Annotated in this window: 12 protein-coding genes and 1 tRNA gene; 2 read left to right on the top strand and 11 right to left on the bottom strand. The window is 70.9% G+C overall.

Annotated features, from left to right (window positions below; genetic code table 11):
* Positions 1 to 65 precede the first annotated feature (65 nt).
* Entirely contained in the window at positions 66 to 1565 is a 1500-nt protein-coding gene (locus VH914_17055; GenBank protein ID HEX4492917.1) for an amidohydrolase family protein, read from the bottom strand.
* Positions 1566 to 1741: 176 nt separating this feature from the next.
* Here VH914_17055 and VH914_17050 point away from each other — a divergent pair, with 176 nt between their 5' ends.
* Both VH914_17050 and VH914_17045 read left to right on the top strand, forming a co-directional pair.
* The gene (locus VH914_17050) at positions 1742 to 2413 is read left to right on the top strand and encodes a dihydrofolate reductase family protein (GenBank protein ID HEX4492916.1); all 672 of its coding nucleotides are present in this window, start codon (positions 1742 to 1744) and stop codon (positions 2411 to 2413) included.
* A gap of 159 nt (positions 2414 to 2572) precedes the next feature.
* Positions 2573 to 2926 (top strand): nitroreductase family protein, encoded by a 354-nt coding sequence (locus VH914_17045; protein HEX4492915.1) that lies wholly within the window; start codon positions 2573 to 2575, stop codon positions 2924 to 2926.
* A 37-nt stretch (positions 2927 to 2963) separates the two neighbouring features.
* On the opposite strand, the gene VH914_17040 is transcribed toward VH914_17045, so the two are convergent.
* From VH914_17040 to VH914_16995, 10 genes are all read right to left on the bottom strand, one after another.
* Entirely contained in the window at positions 2964 to 4418 is a 1455-nt protein-coding gene (locus VH914_17040; protein HEX4492914.1) for a MazG family protein, read from the bottom strand.
* Positions 4415 to 5518: a peptidylprolyl isomerase gene (locus VH914_17035; protein HEX4492913.1), complete on the bottom strand. Its 1104-nt coding sequence runs from the start codon at positions 5516 to 5518 to the stop codon at positions 4415 to 4417. The genes VH914_17040 and VH914_17035 overlap by 4 nt, the downstream gene beginning before the upstream one ends.
* Complete coding sequence (gene mfd / locus VH914_17030) at positions 5515 to 8994, bottom strand: transcription-repair coupling factor (protein ID HEX4492912.1); 3480 nt, start codon at positions 8992 to 8994, stop codon at positions 5515 to 5517. Before mfd ends, VH914_17035 begins: the two co-directional genes overlap by 4 nt.
* 7 nt (positions 8995 to 9001) lie before the next feature.
* Complete coding sequence (gene pth / locus VH914_17025) at positions 9002 to 9607, bottom strand: aminoacyl-tRNA hydrolase (GenBank protein HEX4492911.1); 606 nt, start codon at positions 9605 to 9607, stop codon at positions 9002 to 9004.
* 21 nt (positions 9608 to 9628) lie between these two features.
* Entirely contained in the window at positions 9629 to 10285 is a 657-nt protein-coding gene (locus VH914_17020; GenBank protein ID HEX4492910.1) for a 50S ribosomal protein L25, read from the bottom strand.
* 158 nt (positions 10286 to 10443) lie between these two features.
* Positions 10444 to 12231, bottom strand: coding sequence for a hypothetical protein (locus tag VH914_17015; GenBank protein ID HEX4492909.1), 1788 nt, complete (start codon positions 12229 to 12231; stop codon positions 10444 to 10446).
* A 117-nt stretch (positions 12232 to 12348) separates the two neighbouring features.
* Complete coding sequence (locus tag VH914_17010; protein HEX4492908.1) at positions 12349 to 12729, bottom strand: hypothetical protein; 381 nt, start codon at positions 12727 to 12729, stop codon at positions 12349 to 12351.
* A gap of 36 nt (positions 12730 to 12765) precedes the next feature.
* A complete protein-coding gene (locus tag VH914_17005) occupies positions 12766 to 13755 on the bottom strand; it encodes a ribose-phosphate diphosphokinase (GenBank protein HEX4492907.1) in 990 nt (329 codons plus the stop codon).
* A gap of 11 nt (positions 13756 to 13766) precedes the next feature.
* Positions 13767 to 15182: a bifunctional UDP-N-acetylglucosamine diphosphorylase/glucosamine-1-phosphate N-acetyltransferase GlmU gene (gene glmU, locus VH914_17000; protein ID HEX4492906.1), complete on the bottom strand. Its 1416-nt coding sequence runs from the start codon at positions 15180 to 15182 to the stop codon at positions 13767 to 13769.
* Positions 15183 to 15230: 48 nt separating this feature from the next.
* Positions 15231 to 15301: transfer RNA gene (locus VH914_16995), tRNA-Gln, on the bottom strand.
* Between the last annotated feature and the right edge of the window lie 117 nt (positions 15302 to 15418).

Genomic DNA, 15418 nt, shown 5'->3' with positions numbered 1-15418 from the left:
CGGTTGCACACCACGCGCCGTGGGACCAGGAGCGCAGAACGTGTGTTCGGCCGGCGGGTGTCGTGCTACCCCGGAGTCCAGCGCGTCGAGGGGGTCGCGAGCCAGGCGAGCATGTCCCGGCGGGTCGTCGGGCCACGGGGGCTCCAGCGGGTGGGTTGCACCGCGGCGGCCGCGGCGGGCGCGGCGGCGAGCGAATCGGCCGCGAGCGCGCAGCGGGTCGCATCCGCATCGATGTCGAAGAGACGCGCCGCGTTCAGCCCGAGCACGTCGCGCTTCACCGCGTCGGTGAGCGCGGGATAGTCGTACCGATCCTGCAGCTCCGCGCTGATCTCGAACGCGCGGAACGCCATGATCTGGCTCTGCGGCGGCCCGTACCAAACCGAGTCGGTACCCCACAGCACGCGCTGCAGCCCGACACGACCGAGCAGCTTGCCGAGCAGGTGCGCCGCTTGATCAGGATGTCGCAGCAGGCTGCGCCACACCGACGCGAGGTCGACCCACACGTTCGAGTTCGGTTGCACGTGGTGCGCGTCGAGCGCGACGAGGAGCCGGTCGACGCCGACCGGATCCGTGGGGTTGTACACGCCTTCGTGATGACCGGGTTGCCAGTTCGCGTGGAAGATCACGAACTGCATGTCGGGGAAGAGGCGTGACACCGCGACGACGTCTTCGGGACCGTTGTGGGCCGTGTCGAAGTCGACCAGCGGCAGTCCCTTGTGCGCGACGAACACGCGCACGCCGAGATCGTGCGCGTGCTGCACGACGGGGAGGCCGAGCGCGGGATCGTCGAGCGCGAAGCCGTGTCGGTCGGGTCCCCACGCCGTGTACACCTTGAACGCCGCGACCTTGCGCGTCGCCGCGGTCGCGGTCATGCCGTCGAGGCGCGCGTGGAGATCGCCGAAGTTCGGCGCGATGACGTTCTGCACGAGCACGCGCGACGCACCGTCGCGCGTGAGCTGATCGGCGAACGTCTGCGTGGCCAGCGCGTCGGAGAACGGGAGCGGCGCGTCGTCGGGACCGCTGTTCGGCACGTCGGTGAGCATGGCGACGGTCGTGTCGCTCAGCACGAACATGTCGTGCAGGTAGTTGGCGCGGTCGGCGCAGTCGAAGGGATCGGCCGCGTTGCAGTCGGGCAGCATGCCGCCGACGAGCTGCACGGTGTCGGGCGCGGTGTGCCGCCACGGACCGTCGGGCATGAGGTGGTGCGAGTGCACGTCGAAGACGAACTCGTCGCCGCTCAGCGCGTGCTCGCACGCGACGACGTCGGTCGTGCTCGGAACCGAGAACGTTCCGCCCGGTGCGGAGGTCGGCGGCGACGTGTGGGTTGGACGGGTCGTCGTCGACGCGGCGCGGTGCGACGCCTTCGCGCACGCGTTGAAGACCGTCAACGACGCGGCCACGCCGCCGGCACCGCGGAGGAACGCGCGCCGGTCGATCGCGTGACGACGCGCGGCCGCGTCGATCTCGGCCAGCGTCGCGGCGGCGACGTCGAGATCCGCGTGCGTCCCGGGCGCGGGCACGAACTCGCCATTCGTCTCCGGCCCGACGCCGAACGGAAGGCTCACACCCGATCCACGGCTTCCCGCCGCGATTCGTTCACAACGGGTCGGTGCGAACCAGTGTGCAGAGCAGCCGCAGCGCGAGCAATCTGTGCGCCGCGGGCCGGAGCAATACTCCGGCGTTCGTGCGCACCCCTGCACGGGCTTCGCCGCCACATCCACACACCGAGGAGGATCGACGAATGTCCCAGCTCCTGCGAGTGCAGAACTTCCTCGTGTCGATCGACGGATTCGGCGCGGGCGAGGGCCAGAGCCTCGAGGCACCCTTCGGACATGCAGAACGCCGAGGTGGCGCCGCCGCCCACCTCCCGGCCGACCTGGTCTCGTGGGCGGCCGCCACCGCGAGCTGGGCGGGCCGCACGGAGCCCGGCGGATCCCGTGGGCTCGACGACTACTTCACTCGCGACTTCGCCGAGAACATCGGTGCCGAGATCATGGGCCGCAACAAGTTCGGGCCGCAGCGGGGCCCGTGGGAGAACCTCGAATGGGAGGGGTGGTGGGGAGACGCTCCGCCGTTCCACACGCCCGTGTTCGTCCTGACCCACCATCACCGACCCAGCTTCACGCTGGCCGACACCACGTTCCACTTCCTCGACGCGACGCCCGCGGAGGCGTCGCGGCAGGCCAAGGACGCGGCCGAAGGCAAGGACGTCCGGATTGGCGGTGGCGTCGCGACGGTTCGCCAGTTCCTCGAGGCGGACCTCATCGACACCCTGCATGTCGCCGTCGCGCCGGTCGAGATCGGCCGGGGGGAACGACTCTGGACCTCCCACGAGGACCTGCTCGACCGGTTCCACCTCGAGTCCGTGCCCAGCCCCAGCGGCGTGACGCACCTGCTCTTCTGGCGGCGGTGACGCCGGCGGGACCGCCGCTCGAATCGGAACCGACGACGGCCGGGGATTGCGGAAGACTCAGCCTGGTGGGCGACGCGCCACGACGAAGGTTTCGACCAGTGCGACGATCTCCCGAGGCGCTTCCATCCCGCGGCCGCGCTGGCCGACACGGTGGGCGACGTGCCCTGCATCGTGCTCGCGTTGGCGTTGCGTGACGGACCGGCCGACTCGGTCATACCGGCCGTACAGAACCTGATGCTCGCGGCGCGCGCGATCGGGATCGGCTCGGTACCCACGACCCTGCACCCGTCGGTCATGGATCGCTTCCGCGAGATGTTCGACATCCCCGGCGACGCCCGCTTCCACTTCTGCATCCCACTCGGCTACCCCGAGGGCAACTTCGGACCGACCGCCCGCAAGCCGACCGCCGAGACGACCTTCTTCAACCGCTGGGACGAACCCCGCCGTGGAGTGACGAAGCTTCGTCCTGACCGGGCGGCCCGGCTCACCGATCGCCGCCGTCGACGCACGTGAGCGCGGCTGCGAACCCAGCACCACCGCGCAAATCGCCTCAGGCGCCGGCGGCGCGGTCCCACGCGGCGGCGACCACGTCGGCCGGAGCCGAGACGAGCTCGACGCCGTCGGCCGCAGCCTGGCGTTCCATCGCCGCGAACCGGTCGCGGTACTCGCGCGCCCAGGCGCGCAGCGCGGCCTCGGGGTCGAGTCCGCGCGCCCAGGCCAACGCAACGACCGCGCCGAGCAGCTCGCCGAGCGCGTCGGCGCCGCGCTCGAGCGAGGCCAGCGCGCTCGCCGCGCGCGCCGCGGCATCCGCCGCGGGATCGAGTCCGATCGACGTGGCCTTGCGAAACAGCTTCGGTGTGAGCAGCAGCGCCGGCAGGCTCATCGTCACGCCCGCGACGAGCGAGTCGCTCCCCTTCTCGTCGCGCTTGATCTGCTCCCAGTTCCGCACGACGTCGCCGCTGCCCTCGACCGTGACCTCACCGAACACGTGCGGATGCCGGCGCACGAGCTTCGTGTGGATGCCGCGCGCGACGTCGGCGATCGTGAACGCGCCCGCCTCGCGCGCGAGCACCGAGTGGATCACGACCTGGAAGAGCAGGTCGCCGAGCTCGTCCTCGAGGTTGTCGTACGCACCCGCGGCAATCGGCTCGTCACCGCCGGGCGCGTCGACCGGCAGCTCGTCGATCGCCTCCGCGACCTCGTAGGCCTCTTCGAGGAGATGACGCTCGAGCGAATGGTGGGTCTGCTCCGCGTCCCAGGGACAGCCGCCCGGGCCGCGCAACCGCTCGGTCAAGGCGACGAGCGCGGCGAACTCCCCGGCGACCGCCAGCTCGCCGGTGTCGACGAAGACCGACGTGAGGTGGTCGGGCTCGACGACGCGGTCGAGGTCTTCGAGCGCGACGGTGTGCACCGACTCGTCGGGCAGACCCAACCGCGCGAGCACGGTCACCGGCGTCTCCGGCGGAAGCGCCTCGAGCAGCCCGAGCTTGACCTCGGACAGCACGAGCCGGCTGTCGCACTGCGCGATCACCAGCGGGCCGGAGTGGCCGGCCGCCGAGGTCGCAAACGAATGCGCGTCGACGACGTGGCCGCCGCGCAACGAGTCGATGCCGAGCCGCGCCCACGCGAGGTCGGCGAACGACAGACCGGGCACGATCTCGACGTCGACGCCTGCGGCCGGCGCACGCTCGTGCAGTCGCACCACCGTGTGCTCGGCGACCGTCGCGCTGCCCGGCACCGCGTAGACCACCTCACCGTGGTCGCGCGCCGCGGTGAGCAACGCGTCGACGATCGCGGCGTACACCGCGTCGAGATCGCGGCCCACGTCGTACTCCGAGTCGAAGCCGGTCATCGCGATCCCGGCCGCGATCAGCTCCTGCGCGGCGGGGTGGCGCAGCGTGCGCGCGTACCGGCGACCGGCGCGTTCGAGCGCAGTGCGCGCGGCAGGGAGCACGAGGTCGGCGCCGGCGGGTCCGAGCCCGACGACAACGACACGCGCGCTCACGTCGTGGGCGTCGGCGTACTGGTGGAGGTGCTGGACCCGTTGCGCGAGTCACGCACCGACGGCACCTTCGGCGCGTCGACGCGGAACGTCTTCGGGTTCCACGTGCCGTAGACCGGATCGACGTGCACGGTCGCCTTCTTCAGCCCCGCCGACACGAACTGCTGCAGGAGGTTCTCCTGCTGCAGGATCTGCTGACGGATCTGCGGCTCGAGCGACGCGAACGACGGCGCCACGTACTTCGTCTTCAGGATGACGTGCCATCCGAACTGGCTCTGCACCGGTTGCGTCGGCACGTTCACCGTTGCGGCCTCGGCCGCGGTCTGGAACTCGGCGACGAACTCATTGGCGGACAGGCAGCCGAGCGCTCCGCCGTTCTTCGCGGATCCGGTGTCGGTCGACTTCTGCTTCGCCAGCGTGCCGAAGGCGACACCCTGCGAGAGCTGCGTCTCGATCGCCTGCGCCTCGGCCTGTGTCTTCACGAGGATGTGCGCGACGCTGAAGCCCGACGGGCAGAGACTGCCGACGTTCTTGGTGTAGAAGTCGTGCTCCTGCGCCTGCGTGATCGGGTGCTTCGCGTCGAGCACGGTCGTCACCGCGACGAGGCGCGCTTCGCGCGCGTCCTCCTGATTCTGGAACCACGGAGGGAACGCCTTCACGAGCGCGGTGCCGTCGTCGCTCTGCGACGCGAACAGCTGCGCGAACTGCGACTTGCCCTCGGTCACGTCGGTCGCCGTGACCTTGAGGTGCATCGACTTGAACTCGCGGTCGACGACGACTTGATTCACGAGCCGGTTGAGCCAGCTGGTGGTGAGGTTGCGCGTCGGGTGACCGGTCTCGTCGAAGAGGCGCGTGCTGCTCGAACCCTGCGATGCGACCGACTGGTCGAGCGCCTTGAGCTTCGTGTTCGCCGCGAGCGCGCTGATGTCGTGCTCGAAGCTCTTGCGCGAGATGGCGGTGCCGTCGACGGTGACCGCGTTCACGCGCACGACCGACGCGACCGTCGTGCTGCCACACGAGGAGAGCAGGAGGGCGAGCGTCGCGGCGACGAGCACCCCGGCGCCGGCGCGGGCGCGCCCGGGGCGCACGGAGAGGGGGCTCATGACGGGGTCGATGCTACCGGCGCCGCTTCGGCGGGAGCGATCTCGGCCAGCACGGCACGCAGCGCCTCGGCGATCGATCCGGCCTTGCCGGGCCCGGCGAACGGGATGGTGACGACACCGTCGACCGCAACCGCGCCGGGCGCGAGCCGGCGCAGCCGAACCTCTTGGGATTTCCTCAGCTCGAGCCCGGTGAAGCGGGCCCGCCCGCGCTGGAGCGACACCTCGCGGATCCCGCGTACGAGGCACGCGACGCGCAGGCGCGCGACGTCGAGCAGCGCCGCGGCGGGCGCGGGCGGCGGGCCGTAGCGGTCGGCCCATTCGCTCGCGACATCGTCGACGTCGGCGTCGGTCGTGACCGCGGCGAGGTGGCGGTAGGCCTCGAGCCGCACGTCGTCGCGGGCGATGTAGTCGCGCGGCAGGTGCGCGTCGACGGGCAGGTCGATCGCGACCTCGGCCGGTTCCGGTGTCGTCTCGCCGGTCAGCTCGCCGACGGCCTCGGTGACCATCTCCATGTAGAGGTCGAACCCGACGGCCGCGATCTGACCCGACTGCTCCGCGCCGAGCAGGTTGCCCGCGCCGCGGATCTCCAGGTCGCGCAGCGCGATCTTGAAACCCGATCCGAGGTCGGTGTACTCGCCGATCGTCTTGAGCCGTTCGTACGCCTCTTCCGACAGCGCGCGGTCCGGCGGGTGCAACAGGTACGCGTATGCGCGCTGGCCCCGCCGGCCGACGCGGCCGCGTAGCTGGTAGAGCTGCGCGAGCCCGAGGAGGTCGGCGCGGTCGACGACGAGCGTGTTCACCGTCGGCATGTCGAGGCCGCTCTCGACGATCGTGGTGCACACCATCACGTCGAACTCGCCTTCCCAGAACGACGTGACGACGCGCTCGAGCCGGCCTTCGTCCATCTGCCCGTGCGCGACGTCGACGCGCGCTTCGGGTACGAGCTCACGGACGTCGTGCGCGACCTGCTCGATGTCCTGCACGCGGTTGTGCACGTAGAGGACCTGGCCCTCGCGCAGCAGCTCACGGCGGATCGCCTCCGCGACCGCGCGCTCGTCGTACGGACCGACGTACGTGAGGATCGGCTGCCGGTCCTCGGGCGGCGTGTTCACCAGCGATAGGTCGCGGATGCCCGTGAGCGACAGCTCGAGCGTGCGCGGGATCGGGGTCGCCGAGAGCGCGAGCGCGTCGACGCCCGCGCGCAGCTGCTTGATCTTCTCCTTGTGCATCACGCCGAAGCGCTGTTCTTCGTCGACGATCAGCAGCCCGAGGTTGTGGAACTTGATGTCGTCCGACAGCAGCCGGTGCGTGCCGATCACGATGTCGACGCTGCCGTCGGTGAGCCCGCGCAGCACCGCGTTCTGCTCTTTCGTGCTGAGGAAACGCGACAACGCTTCGACGCGCACGGGATAGTTCGCGAAGCGCTCGCGGAACGTCTGCCCGTGCTGGCTCGCGAGCAACGTCGTCGGCACGAGCAGCGCGACCTGCATGCCGTCCTGCACGGCCTTGAACGCGGCGCGGATCGCGACCTCGGTCTTGCCGTAGCCGACGTCGCCGCACACGAGCCGGTCCATCGGGATGGCCCGTTCCATGTCGGACTTGGTGTCGATGATCGCCTGGAGCTGGTCCGGTGTCTCCTCGTACGGGAACGCGTCCTCGACCTCGTGCTGCCACGGCGTGTCCGGCGCGAATTGATGGCCGGGCGTCGCGAGTCGCCGGCGGTAGAGCACGACGAGCTCGCCCGCGACGTCGCGCACGGCATCGCGCACGCGCGACTTCGTCTTCTGCCAGTCGGCGCCGCCCATCTTCGACAGCTTCGGTGTGTCACCGCCGGTGTACTTGCGGATGATGTCGATCTGGTCGGTCGGGACGTAGACCTTCTCGTCGCCGCGGAACTCGACGAGCAGGTAGTCGCGCTCGAGCTCGAACATCGTGCGCGACACCATGCCGCCGAACCGACCGATGCCGTGCTGGCGGTGCACGACGTAGTCGCCCGGCGCGAGCCCTTCGTAGTAGTCCTGCGTACGACGCGCGCCGCGCGGTGTGCGATGCACGCGGCGACGGCCCGTGAGGTCGGCTTCCGCGACGAGCGCGACCAACGCTCCGGGCACGACCGCGCCGCGATCGAGCGGCGCGATGACGATGTGCGCGCCCGGTTGCTGCAACAACGGCGAGCGCAGCGGAACCGACGCCACGACGTCGACCATGAGACCCTCGTCGGCGAGCACCTGCGCGAGCCGGTCCGCGGAGCCCTTGCCCTCCGCCGCGAGCAACACGCGGTAACCCTCGGCGCGCAGTGCGGTCAGCCGCTTCGACAGCGCGGCCGAGTCGCCGACGACGGGATCGAACGCGCCGGCCGCGAGGTGCGGCGTGTCGGGGCCCTCGGGCGTGTTGAGCACGGGCACCACACCGGCGCGCGTCGACGCGAGCAGCCGGTCGAAGGGCAGCGACAGGCGCGGCAGCGCGTCGCCGGTGGTCGCGCCCCACGTCGTCGAGAGCGCGTCGGCGAGCGCGGCCTCTTCGTCGAGCAGGTCCTGCGCGCGATCGCGCAGCCGGCGCGGCTCGAGGAGCACGACCAGCGCGCCCGGACCGAGGAGGTCGGGCAGCAGGCGCTCGTCGGGTGCGAGCCACGGCAGCCACGACTCCATGCCGTCGAACGTCTGGCCCTGCTCGATGCGCTCCCACTGCGCGGCGCCCCACGGCTCTTCGGTGATGAGGGCGGCCGCACGGGCGCGCACGTCGTCGGTCGGCAACAGCTCGCGCGCGGGGAAGATCGTCACCGCGTCGCGCTCGCGCGTCGTGCGCTGATCCGCGATCGAGAACTCGCCGAGCCGGTCGACCTCGTCGCCCCAGAGATCGATCCGGACCGGGTGATCGGCCGTCACCGGATACACGTCGACGATCGAGCCGCGCACCGCAACCTCGCCGCGCGCCTCGACCTGGTACTCGCGCCGGTAGCCGAGCTCGACGAGGCGGGCGACGAACTCGTCGCGGTCGAGCCGCCCGCCGGGGGCGACCGTGACCGGCTCGACCTCGGCGACGTTCGGGCCGAGCCGCTGCACGAGCGCGCGCACGGGCGCGACGACGACGCACGGACCCGCGCTCGCGTCGCCCTGCGTCCGCAGGCGCCACAGCACGCGCATGCGGCGACCCATCGTCTCGAGGTTCGGCGACACGCGCTCGAACGGCAGCGTCTCCCACGCGGGGAACAGCTCGACCGCGTCGGGCCCGAGCAGCTGCCGCAGGTCGTGCGCGATGCGCTCGGCGTCGGCCGCGGTGGGCGCGGCGACGACGATCGGCGTGCGCGCGGTCGCGCGCGCGAGCGCGGCGAGGAACAACGGGCGCGCCGCGTCGCCGACCGCGACCGACTGCCCGCCACCACCGCTCGCCGCGACGACCGCGGGCTCCTCGGCGAGGAGCGCGGCGACACCCGCGAGCGGAGCGGTCGGTTCGGGCGCGGCGTTCGACGGACTCACGAGCGCGTCATACCGCGCGCGTGTTGTACCGATTCATCGCGGCGTCGACGCCGTCGCTGAGGATCAACTCGGTCGCGTCGGCCGCGTCCTCGATCGTGACGTCGATCTCCAAACGGTCGCGCTTGGAGAATCGGTCGAGCACGTGGTCGGCGCCGAACTCCTTGCTGCGCGGCTTGTCGACACCGATGCGGATGCGCACGAATGCGTCGCTGTGCAGGTGCGACTTGATCGAGCGGAGCCCGTTGTGGCCCGCGAGCCCTCCGCCGACCTTGACCTTCAGCACCGCGGTCGGCAGGTCGAGCTCGTCGTGCACGATCACGAGGTGGTCGGGCTCGACGCCGTAGCGGCGCGCGAGCAATGCGACCGCCTGGCCGGAGTCGTTCATGTACGTGAGCGGCACTGCGAGCGCGAGGCGCTTGCCGTCGACGCGCACCTCGTCGACGAGCGCGCGCTCCTTGCCCTTCTTGAGCCGCGCGCCGTGCCGGCGCGCCAGCAGCTCGACGACCTCGGCACCGACGTTGTGACGCGTCCCGACGAACTCCGCGCCGGGATTTCCGAGGCCGACGACCAGCAGGTCGGCCGGCGTGCCGGTTCGCTCGCCGCGCCGCAGCATCGCGTCGTGCCGCCCGCCCGGTTACTCCGAGCTCGCTTCGGCGGCGGGCGCCGCGCCCTCGGCCGCGCCCTCGGCGCCTTCGCCCTCGGCGGCCTCGCCCTCGGTCGGCGTCTCTTCCTCGGCGACGCGCGGCTGGGAGATGTGGCCGACGGTGGTCTCGGGATCGGTGACGACCGTGACGCCGCTCGGGACCGAGAGGTCGCTCACGTGGATCGAGTCGCCGATGACGAGCGCAGTGACGTCGTGCTCGATCGCGTTCGGGATGTCGCCGGGCAGCGCCTCGACCGTGAGCGAGAAGAGCGACTGCTCCAGGAGGCCGCCCTCACGGACGCCTTCGGCCTCGCCGACGAACTGGATCGAAACCTCGGCTTCGATCGTCTGGTCGGCGCGCACCCGGATGAAGTCGACGTGCATCAGGGTGCCCCGAACCGGGTGGCGGTGGATCTGACGGGCGAGTGCGAGCTGGTCGCCCTCGTCGCTCTTGAGCGTGATCAGCGTGTTGCCGCCGCTCGCGCTGCGGAGGAGAAGGTCGAGCTCGTGCGCGGGCACGGTCACCGACGCGGTGTCGCCGCCGAGGCCGTAGACGACCGCCGGAACCCGGCCGTCGCGTCGCAGCCGGCGGGCGACGGCCGATCCGGTCTCGGTGCGCTTCTGCGCGATCAGCGTGGCATCGGGCATGGCTGGCTACCTCGATCGAGAGCGGCGGCCCGGGACGTCAGGGCGCGGGAACCTCCCATTCTGCCAGGTCGGTCCCCGTTGGCGCCCCTCGACCCGGCTCGGTGGTTCGGTGGTACTGCGTTCCTCGGCGATACGCCGGGAACGCAGTACCACTGGACTCACTCGGGGATCGGCATGCGCCCGATCGAGTCGCCGGTCTGGTTCGTGAACCAGATCGCGCCGTCGGGGCCGACGGCGATGCCCCTCGTGCCGCGCAAGGTCGGTGCCGTGAAGGTCGTGAGGTGGCCACTCGTCGAGAGCCGGCCGAGCACGTCGAAGATGCCCGTGTACCAGATGTTGCCGTCGGGGCCGGCGACGAGCTGCGCCGGGACATCCGACAGGGGGACCGGGAACGTCGTGACGTCGCCGTCGGTGGTGATGCGACCGACCTGATCGCCGAGCTCCGCGAACCAGAGCGCGCCGTCGGGTCCTACCGCAATGTCGCTCGGCCCGTCGATCTCCTCATTCTTGGTGAACGCCGTCGCGCGTCCCGCGGTCGTGAGGCGCGTGATCGTGTTGCGCGGGAAGTCCGCGATCCAGAGGTTCCCGTCCGGTCCCGCGGTGATGCCTTCCGGGTCCCGCGTCCGCCGGTTCGAGAAGTTCGTGATCACCCCCGCGGTGGTGACGCGCCCGATCGAGTTGTTGGCGGTGTTCGTGAACCACAGCGCGCCGTCGGAGCCGGTGACGATGTCGAACGGTCGCGCGATCGTCGAGTCGGAGAAGTTCGTCACCGCGCCGGCCGTCGTGATGCGCCCGATCGAGTCGTTGCCGATGTTCGTGAACCACAGCGCGCCGTCGGGACCGACGGTGATTCCTATCGGCTCGTCGATGCTCGGGTCGGCGTAATGCGTGATCTTCCCGGCGGTGGTGATGCGCCCGATCGAGTTCCCGCCCGAGTTGGTGAACCACAGGGCGCCATCGGGACCGGAGACGATCGCCTCGGGATTACTGATCCCGCTCGGGTTGAAGCAGCGCACCGTGCCGGCCGTCGTGACGCGGCCGATCGAGTCGGCGGTCGTGTTCGCGAACCACAATGAGCCGTCGGGGCCGGCCGCGATCGCGGTCGGGCCGATGATGCACGGGTTCTGGAACACCTTCGCGTGGCCGGCGGTCGTGATGCGCCCGATCGAGCTCGGCTTGGTGTTCGTGTACCAGAGCGCGCCGTCGGAGCCCGCGACGATGTCGCGACCAAAATGCACGTTCTTCGCCGAGACCGACGTCGCGTGGCCGTCGGTCGTGATGCGCCCGATCGAGTTCTGGCCCACGTACCACAGCGCGCCGTCGGGACCGGCGGTGATGCCCTGCGGGCGGAGCGCGTCGCCGTTGAACTCCTTGTCCTTGCCCTTCGTCGTGACCCGGCCGATCTTGTCGGTGCCGGAGTTCGTGTACCAGAGCGAGCCGTCGGGTCCGGCGGTGAGGTGGTCGGCGAAGAACCCGCTGAAGAACGTGAAGTGGCCGCCGGTCGTCAGCCGGCCGGCGCCGCTCCCCGCGGGCGCGAACCACAACGCGCCGTCGCTGCCGACGGTGATGCTGTCGGTGTTCGAGGCGATCTGCTGGTTCTTGAACACGGAGACCGCGCCCGCGGTCGTGATGCGTCCGATCGATCCCTCGCCGTTCGTGAACCACATCGCACCGTCGGGACCCGCGGTGATGCCGCCGGGATCGACGATCTTCTTCGACTGGAAGCGGGTGATCTTCCCGCTCGTCGTGATGCGCCCGATCGACGCGTTCGTCGCGTTCGTGAACCAGAGCGCGCCGTCGGGTCCCGCGGCGATGTCGGTCGGGCCGCTGACGCCGCTGCCCGCGTAGTCACCGATGTCGCCGGCCACGTTGTGACTCGCAGTCGCGGCCGACGCGGTCAGCGCCGGCGCGCCCGCGATCGCCGCGACGAGGAGGACCAGAACCACTCGGACTGCTCGCATGCCGCCCCACCTTCCGGAGATCGAATCGACGCGCCACGCGCCCGACCCGCGAGAAGCCTCGCGGCGTGGGGCGCATTCGGCAAGCGGCCTCGTTCGCGCCGGCTAGCGCAGGCGGAAGATCGCGACGGCGTGGGCGGCGAGCGGATGGGTGACGTCGACGACGGTCACATGATGACGACCGATCGGCCCGGCGTCGTCGATCGGGATCCGCGGCTTGCACGCGAGGGTGCCGCCAGGACCGGCCAGGACCTTGCAGAGCGTCACCCGCTCGGGTGAGGCGAGACCGGTCACGTAGCGGACGCGCAGCAGGTCGCCGGGCGTGAATCCGCTCCCGGTGATCGTCACCTGCCGGCCCGCCCGCCCCGACCTGGGCGCGAGCGCGACCGTCGGTGGCGGCCCCTCCGCGTTCGCCGGTGTGGCCGCGAACGCCGACAGGACGATTGCCGCCGAAGCGACCGCGGCGAGCGCACGCCTCACAGTCATGCCGAATCCCCCCGTCCGACGAGACGCCGGAAATGCTTACAGGTTGTCGCCGCCGAAGAGGCCGGAGACCGAGCCGTCGCAGAAGATCGCGTCGATCGCGCCCGCGAGCAGCGGCGCGATCGACATCACGCGCAATGAGTCGAACTGCTTCTCGTCGGAGATCGGGAGCGTGTTGCTCAGGATCACCTCGCGGATCGGACCGTTCTTCAAGCGGTCGACCGCGGGCCCGGACAGCAGTCCGTGCGTCGCGGCGATGAGCACGTCGGTCGCGCCCCGGTCGACGAGCAGGTTCGCGGCGCTCACGACTGTGCCTGCGGTGTCGATCATGTCGTCGACGAGCACGCACACGCGCCCTTCGATCTCGCCGACGACCTCGGTCGCGACGGCGACGTTGTGCACGCCCTTCGGCCGGCGCTTGTCGATGAATGCGAGCTCGATGTCGAGCCCGGTGCGTTCCTCGAGTTGCGTCGCGTACCGGTGCGCGAGCTTGCCGCCGCCGGCGTCGGGCGAGACGACCGTGACGTCGCCGTCGAGCGCCGACGCGAGGTACTCCGCGATCACCGGCACCGCGGTGAGGTGGTCGACCGGGAAGTCGAAGAAGCCCTGGATCTGCCCGGTGTGCAGGTCGACCGACACGACGCGGTCGGCGCCCGCGGCCGACAGCATGTCGGCGACGAGACGCGCGGTGATCGGCTCGCGACCTTCCGCCTTCCGGTCCTGGCGCGCGTAGCCGTAGAACGGACACACCGCGGTGATGCGCTTCGCCGACGCGCGCTTCGCGGCGTCGATCATGATCAGCTGCTCCATGAGCCGGTCGTTGATCGGATCGCAGTGGCTCTGGAACACGAAGACGTCGCTGCCGCGGATGCTGTCGCCGTACCGGCAGTAGATCTCGCCGTTCGCGAACGTCGAGAGCACGACCTCGCCGAGCGGCGTGTGCAGGTGCTCGACGACTTGGTCGGCCAGCTCGTGATGCCCCCGCCCGGCGACGACGACGAGGGTCTTCTCCGGCGTGAACTGCTTCATCGACGGCAATGTTAGGAGTCTTCGTCGCTGCGGGCGCCGGGGCGCTGATGACCGTCGGTGAACCGCGCGGGCGCGCCCTTCGCGAGCGCGCCGGGCGGCACGTCGTGCGTGACGACCGCGCCCGCGGCGATCGTCGCCCCCTCGCCGACGGTCACCGGCGCGACGAGCACGGAGTTCGAGCCCGTGTGCACGTCGGCGCCGATCGTGGTGTGGTGCTTGTTCACGCCGTCGTAGTTGGCGGTGATCGTGCCGCAGCCGATGTTGGCGTGCGGGCCGACGTCGGCGTCACCGACGTACGAGAGGTGCGGGAGCTTCGTGCCTTCACCGATGTCGGCGTTCTTCGTCTCGACGAAGGCACCGACCTTCGCGCCGGTCGCGAGGCGCGTGCCCGCGCGGACGTTCGCGAAGGGGCCGACCGTGCACGAATCGCCGATCTCGGACTCGGCGACGACCGAGCTCGCGATCGTGCTGTTCGCACCGACGACGGAGTCGACGACGCGCGCGTCGGGTCCGACCACCGACCCGCCGCCGATCACGGTACGGCCCTCGAGGATCGTGCCCGGGAGCAGGCGCACGTCGGGCTCGAGCTCGACCGTGGCGTCGACGTAGGTGCGGTCGGGGTCGACCATCGTGACGCCCTCGCGCATCCAGCGCGTGTTGATGCGGCTTCGGAGCACGGCCTCGGCCTCGGCGAGCTGCGCGCGGTCGTTGACGCCGACCACCTCGGCGGGATCGGCCTCGACGGCGTGCACGTGATGGCCGGCGCGGCGCAGCACCTCGATCGCGTCGGTGAGGTAGTACTCGCCCTGCACGTTCTCGGGGCTGATGCGCCGCAGTGCGGGCGCGAGCAGGTTGCGGCGGAAGCAGTAGATCGACGTGTTGATCTCGTCGACCGCGCGCTCCTCCTCGGTCGCGTCGCTGTGCTCGACGATGCGATCGACGCCGCCGTTCTTGTCGCGCAGCACGCGGCCGTAGCCGGTCGGGTCGCTCGGCCGAGTGGTGAGCACGGTGGCCGCGGCGTCGGAGACGCGGTGCTCGGTCGCGAGCGCGGCGAGGGTCTCGGGGGTGAGCAGCGGCGTGTCGCCGGGGACCACGATGAGGTCGTCCTCGGCGTCGAGGTCGTCGAACGTGCTCGCGCTCAGCGCGACGTTCACGGCTTCACCCGTGCCGCGCGGCGAACGTTGCTCGACGAACTCGACCGGCAGCTCGGTCGCGAGCTGCTCCTGCAGGGTCTTGGTGACGCGCTCGGCACCGTGACCGACGACGACGACGATGCGCTCGAGCGGCAGCGCACACAGCGCGTCGACGACGTGCAGCAGCATCGGCCGACCGCAGAGCGGGTGCAGCACCTTCGGCGTCGAGGACTTCATCCGGGTTCCCTCGCCGGCCGCGAGCACGACGGCGGTGATCGGTCGGTAGGGGCTCATCGCAGGTGCCGTTCCTTCCGCCGCCGGTCGGTCGTCGGGAGCGTCTCGCTCGGGGGCGAGGGTTCGAACCTCGACTCGAGACTCCAAAGGACTCTGTGCTGCCGTTACACCACCCCCGACCCCGGGTGACGTTACCGCCGCGCGCGGGCCATCCTGCGCGGTTTGGCCGGGTCCGCCGGCGCCGAGTACGGTCAGCCCTTGCTATGGGCTCCCTGATCAAGAAGCGCCGCAAGCGC

The sequence above is a fragment of the Acidimicrobiia bacterium genome, from assembly GCA_036271555.1.
Lineage (GTDB): Bacteria > Actinomycetota > Acidimicrobiia > IMCC26256 > PALSA-610 > DATBAK01.
The sequence above is the reverse complement of the archived record's forward strand: the minus strand, read 5'-3'. Positions and strand labels throughout refer to the sequence as shown.

What these genes read in the sequence shown, in the direction of transcription:
- VH914_17010 (HEX4492908.1), bottom strand. Translation starts at nt 12,729, where the DNA reads ATGACTGTGAGGCGTGCGCTCGCCGCGGTCGCTTCGGCGGCAATCGTC.
- VH914_17050 (HEX4492916.1), top strand. Translation starts at nt 1,742, where the DNA reads ATGTCCCAGCTCCTGCGAGTGCAGAACTTCCTCGTGTCGATCGACGGA.
- VH914_17035 (HEX4492913.1), bottom strand. Translation starts at nt 5,518, where the DNA reads ATGAGCCCCCTCTCCGTGCGCCCCGGGCGCGCCCGCGCCGGCGCCGGG.
- VH914_17020 (HEX4492910.1), bottom strand. Translation starts at nt 10,285, where the DNA reads ATGCCCGATGCCACGCTGATCGCGCAGAAGCGCACCGAGACCGGATCG.
- glmU (HEX4492906.1), bottom strand. Translation starts at nt 15,182, where the DNA reads ATGAGCCCCTACCGACCGATCACCGCCGTCGTGCTCGCGGCCGGCGAG.
- VH914_17005 (HEX4492907.1), bottom strand. Translation starts at nt 13,755, where the DNA reads ATGAAGCAGTTCACGCCGGAGAAGACCCTCGTCGTCGTCGCCGGGCGG.
- pth (HEX4492911.1), bottom strand. Translation starts at nt 9,607, where the DNA reads ATGCTGCGGCGCGGCGAGCGAACCGGCACGCCGGCCGACCTGCTGGTC.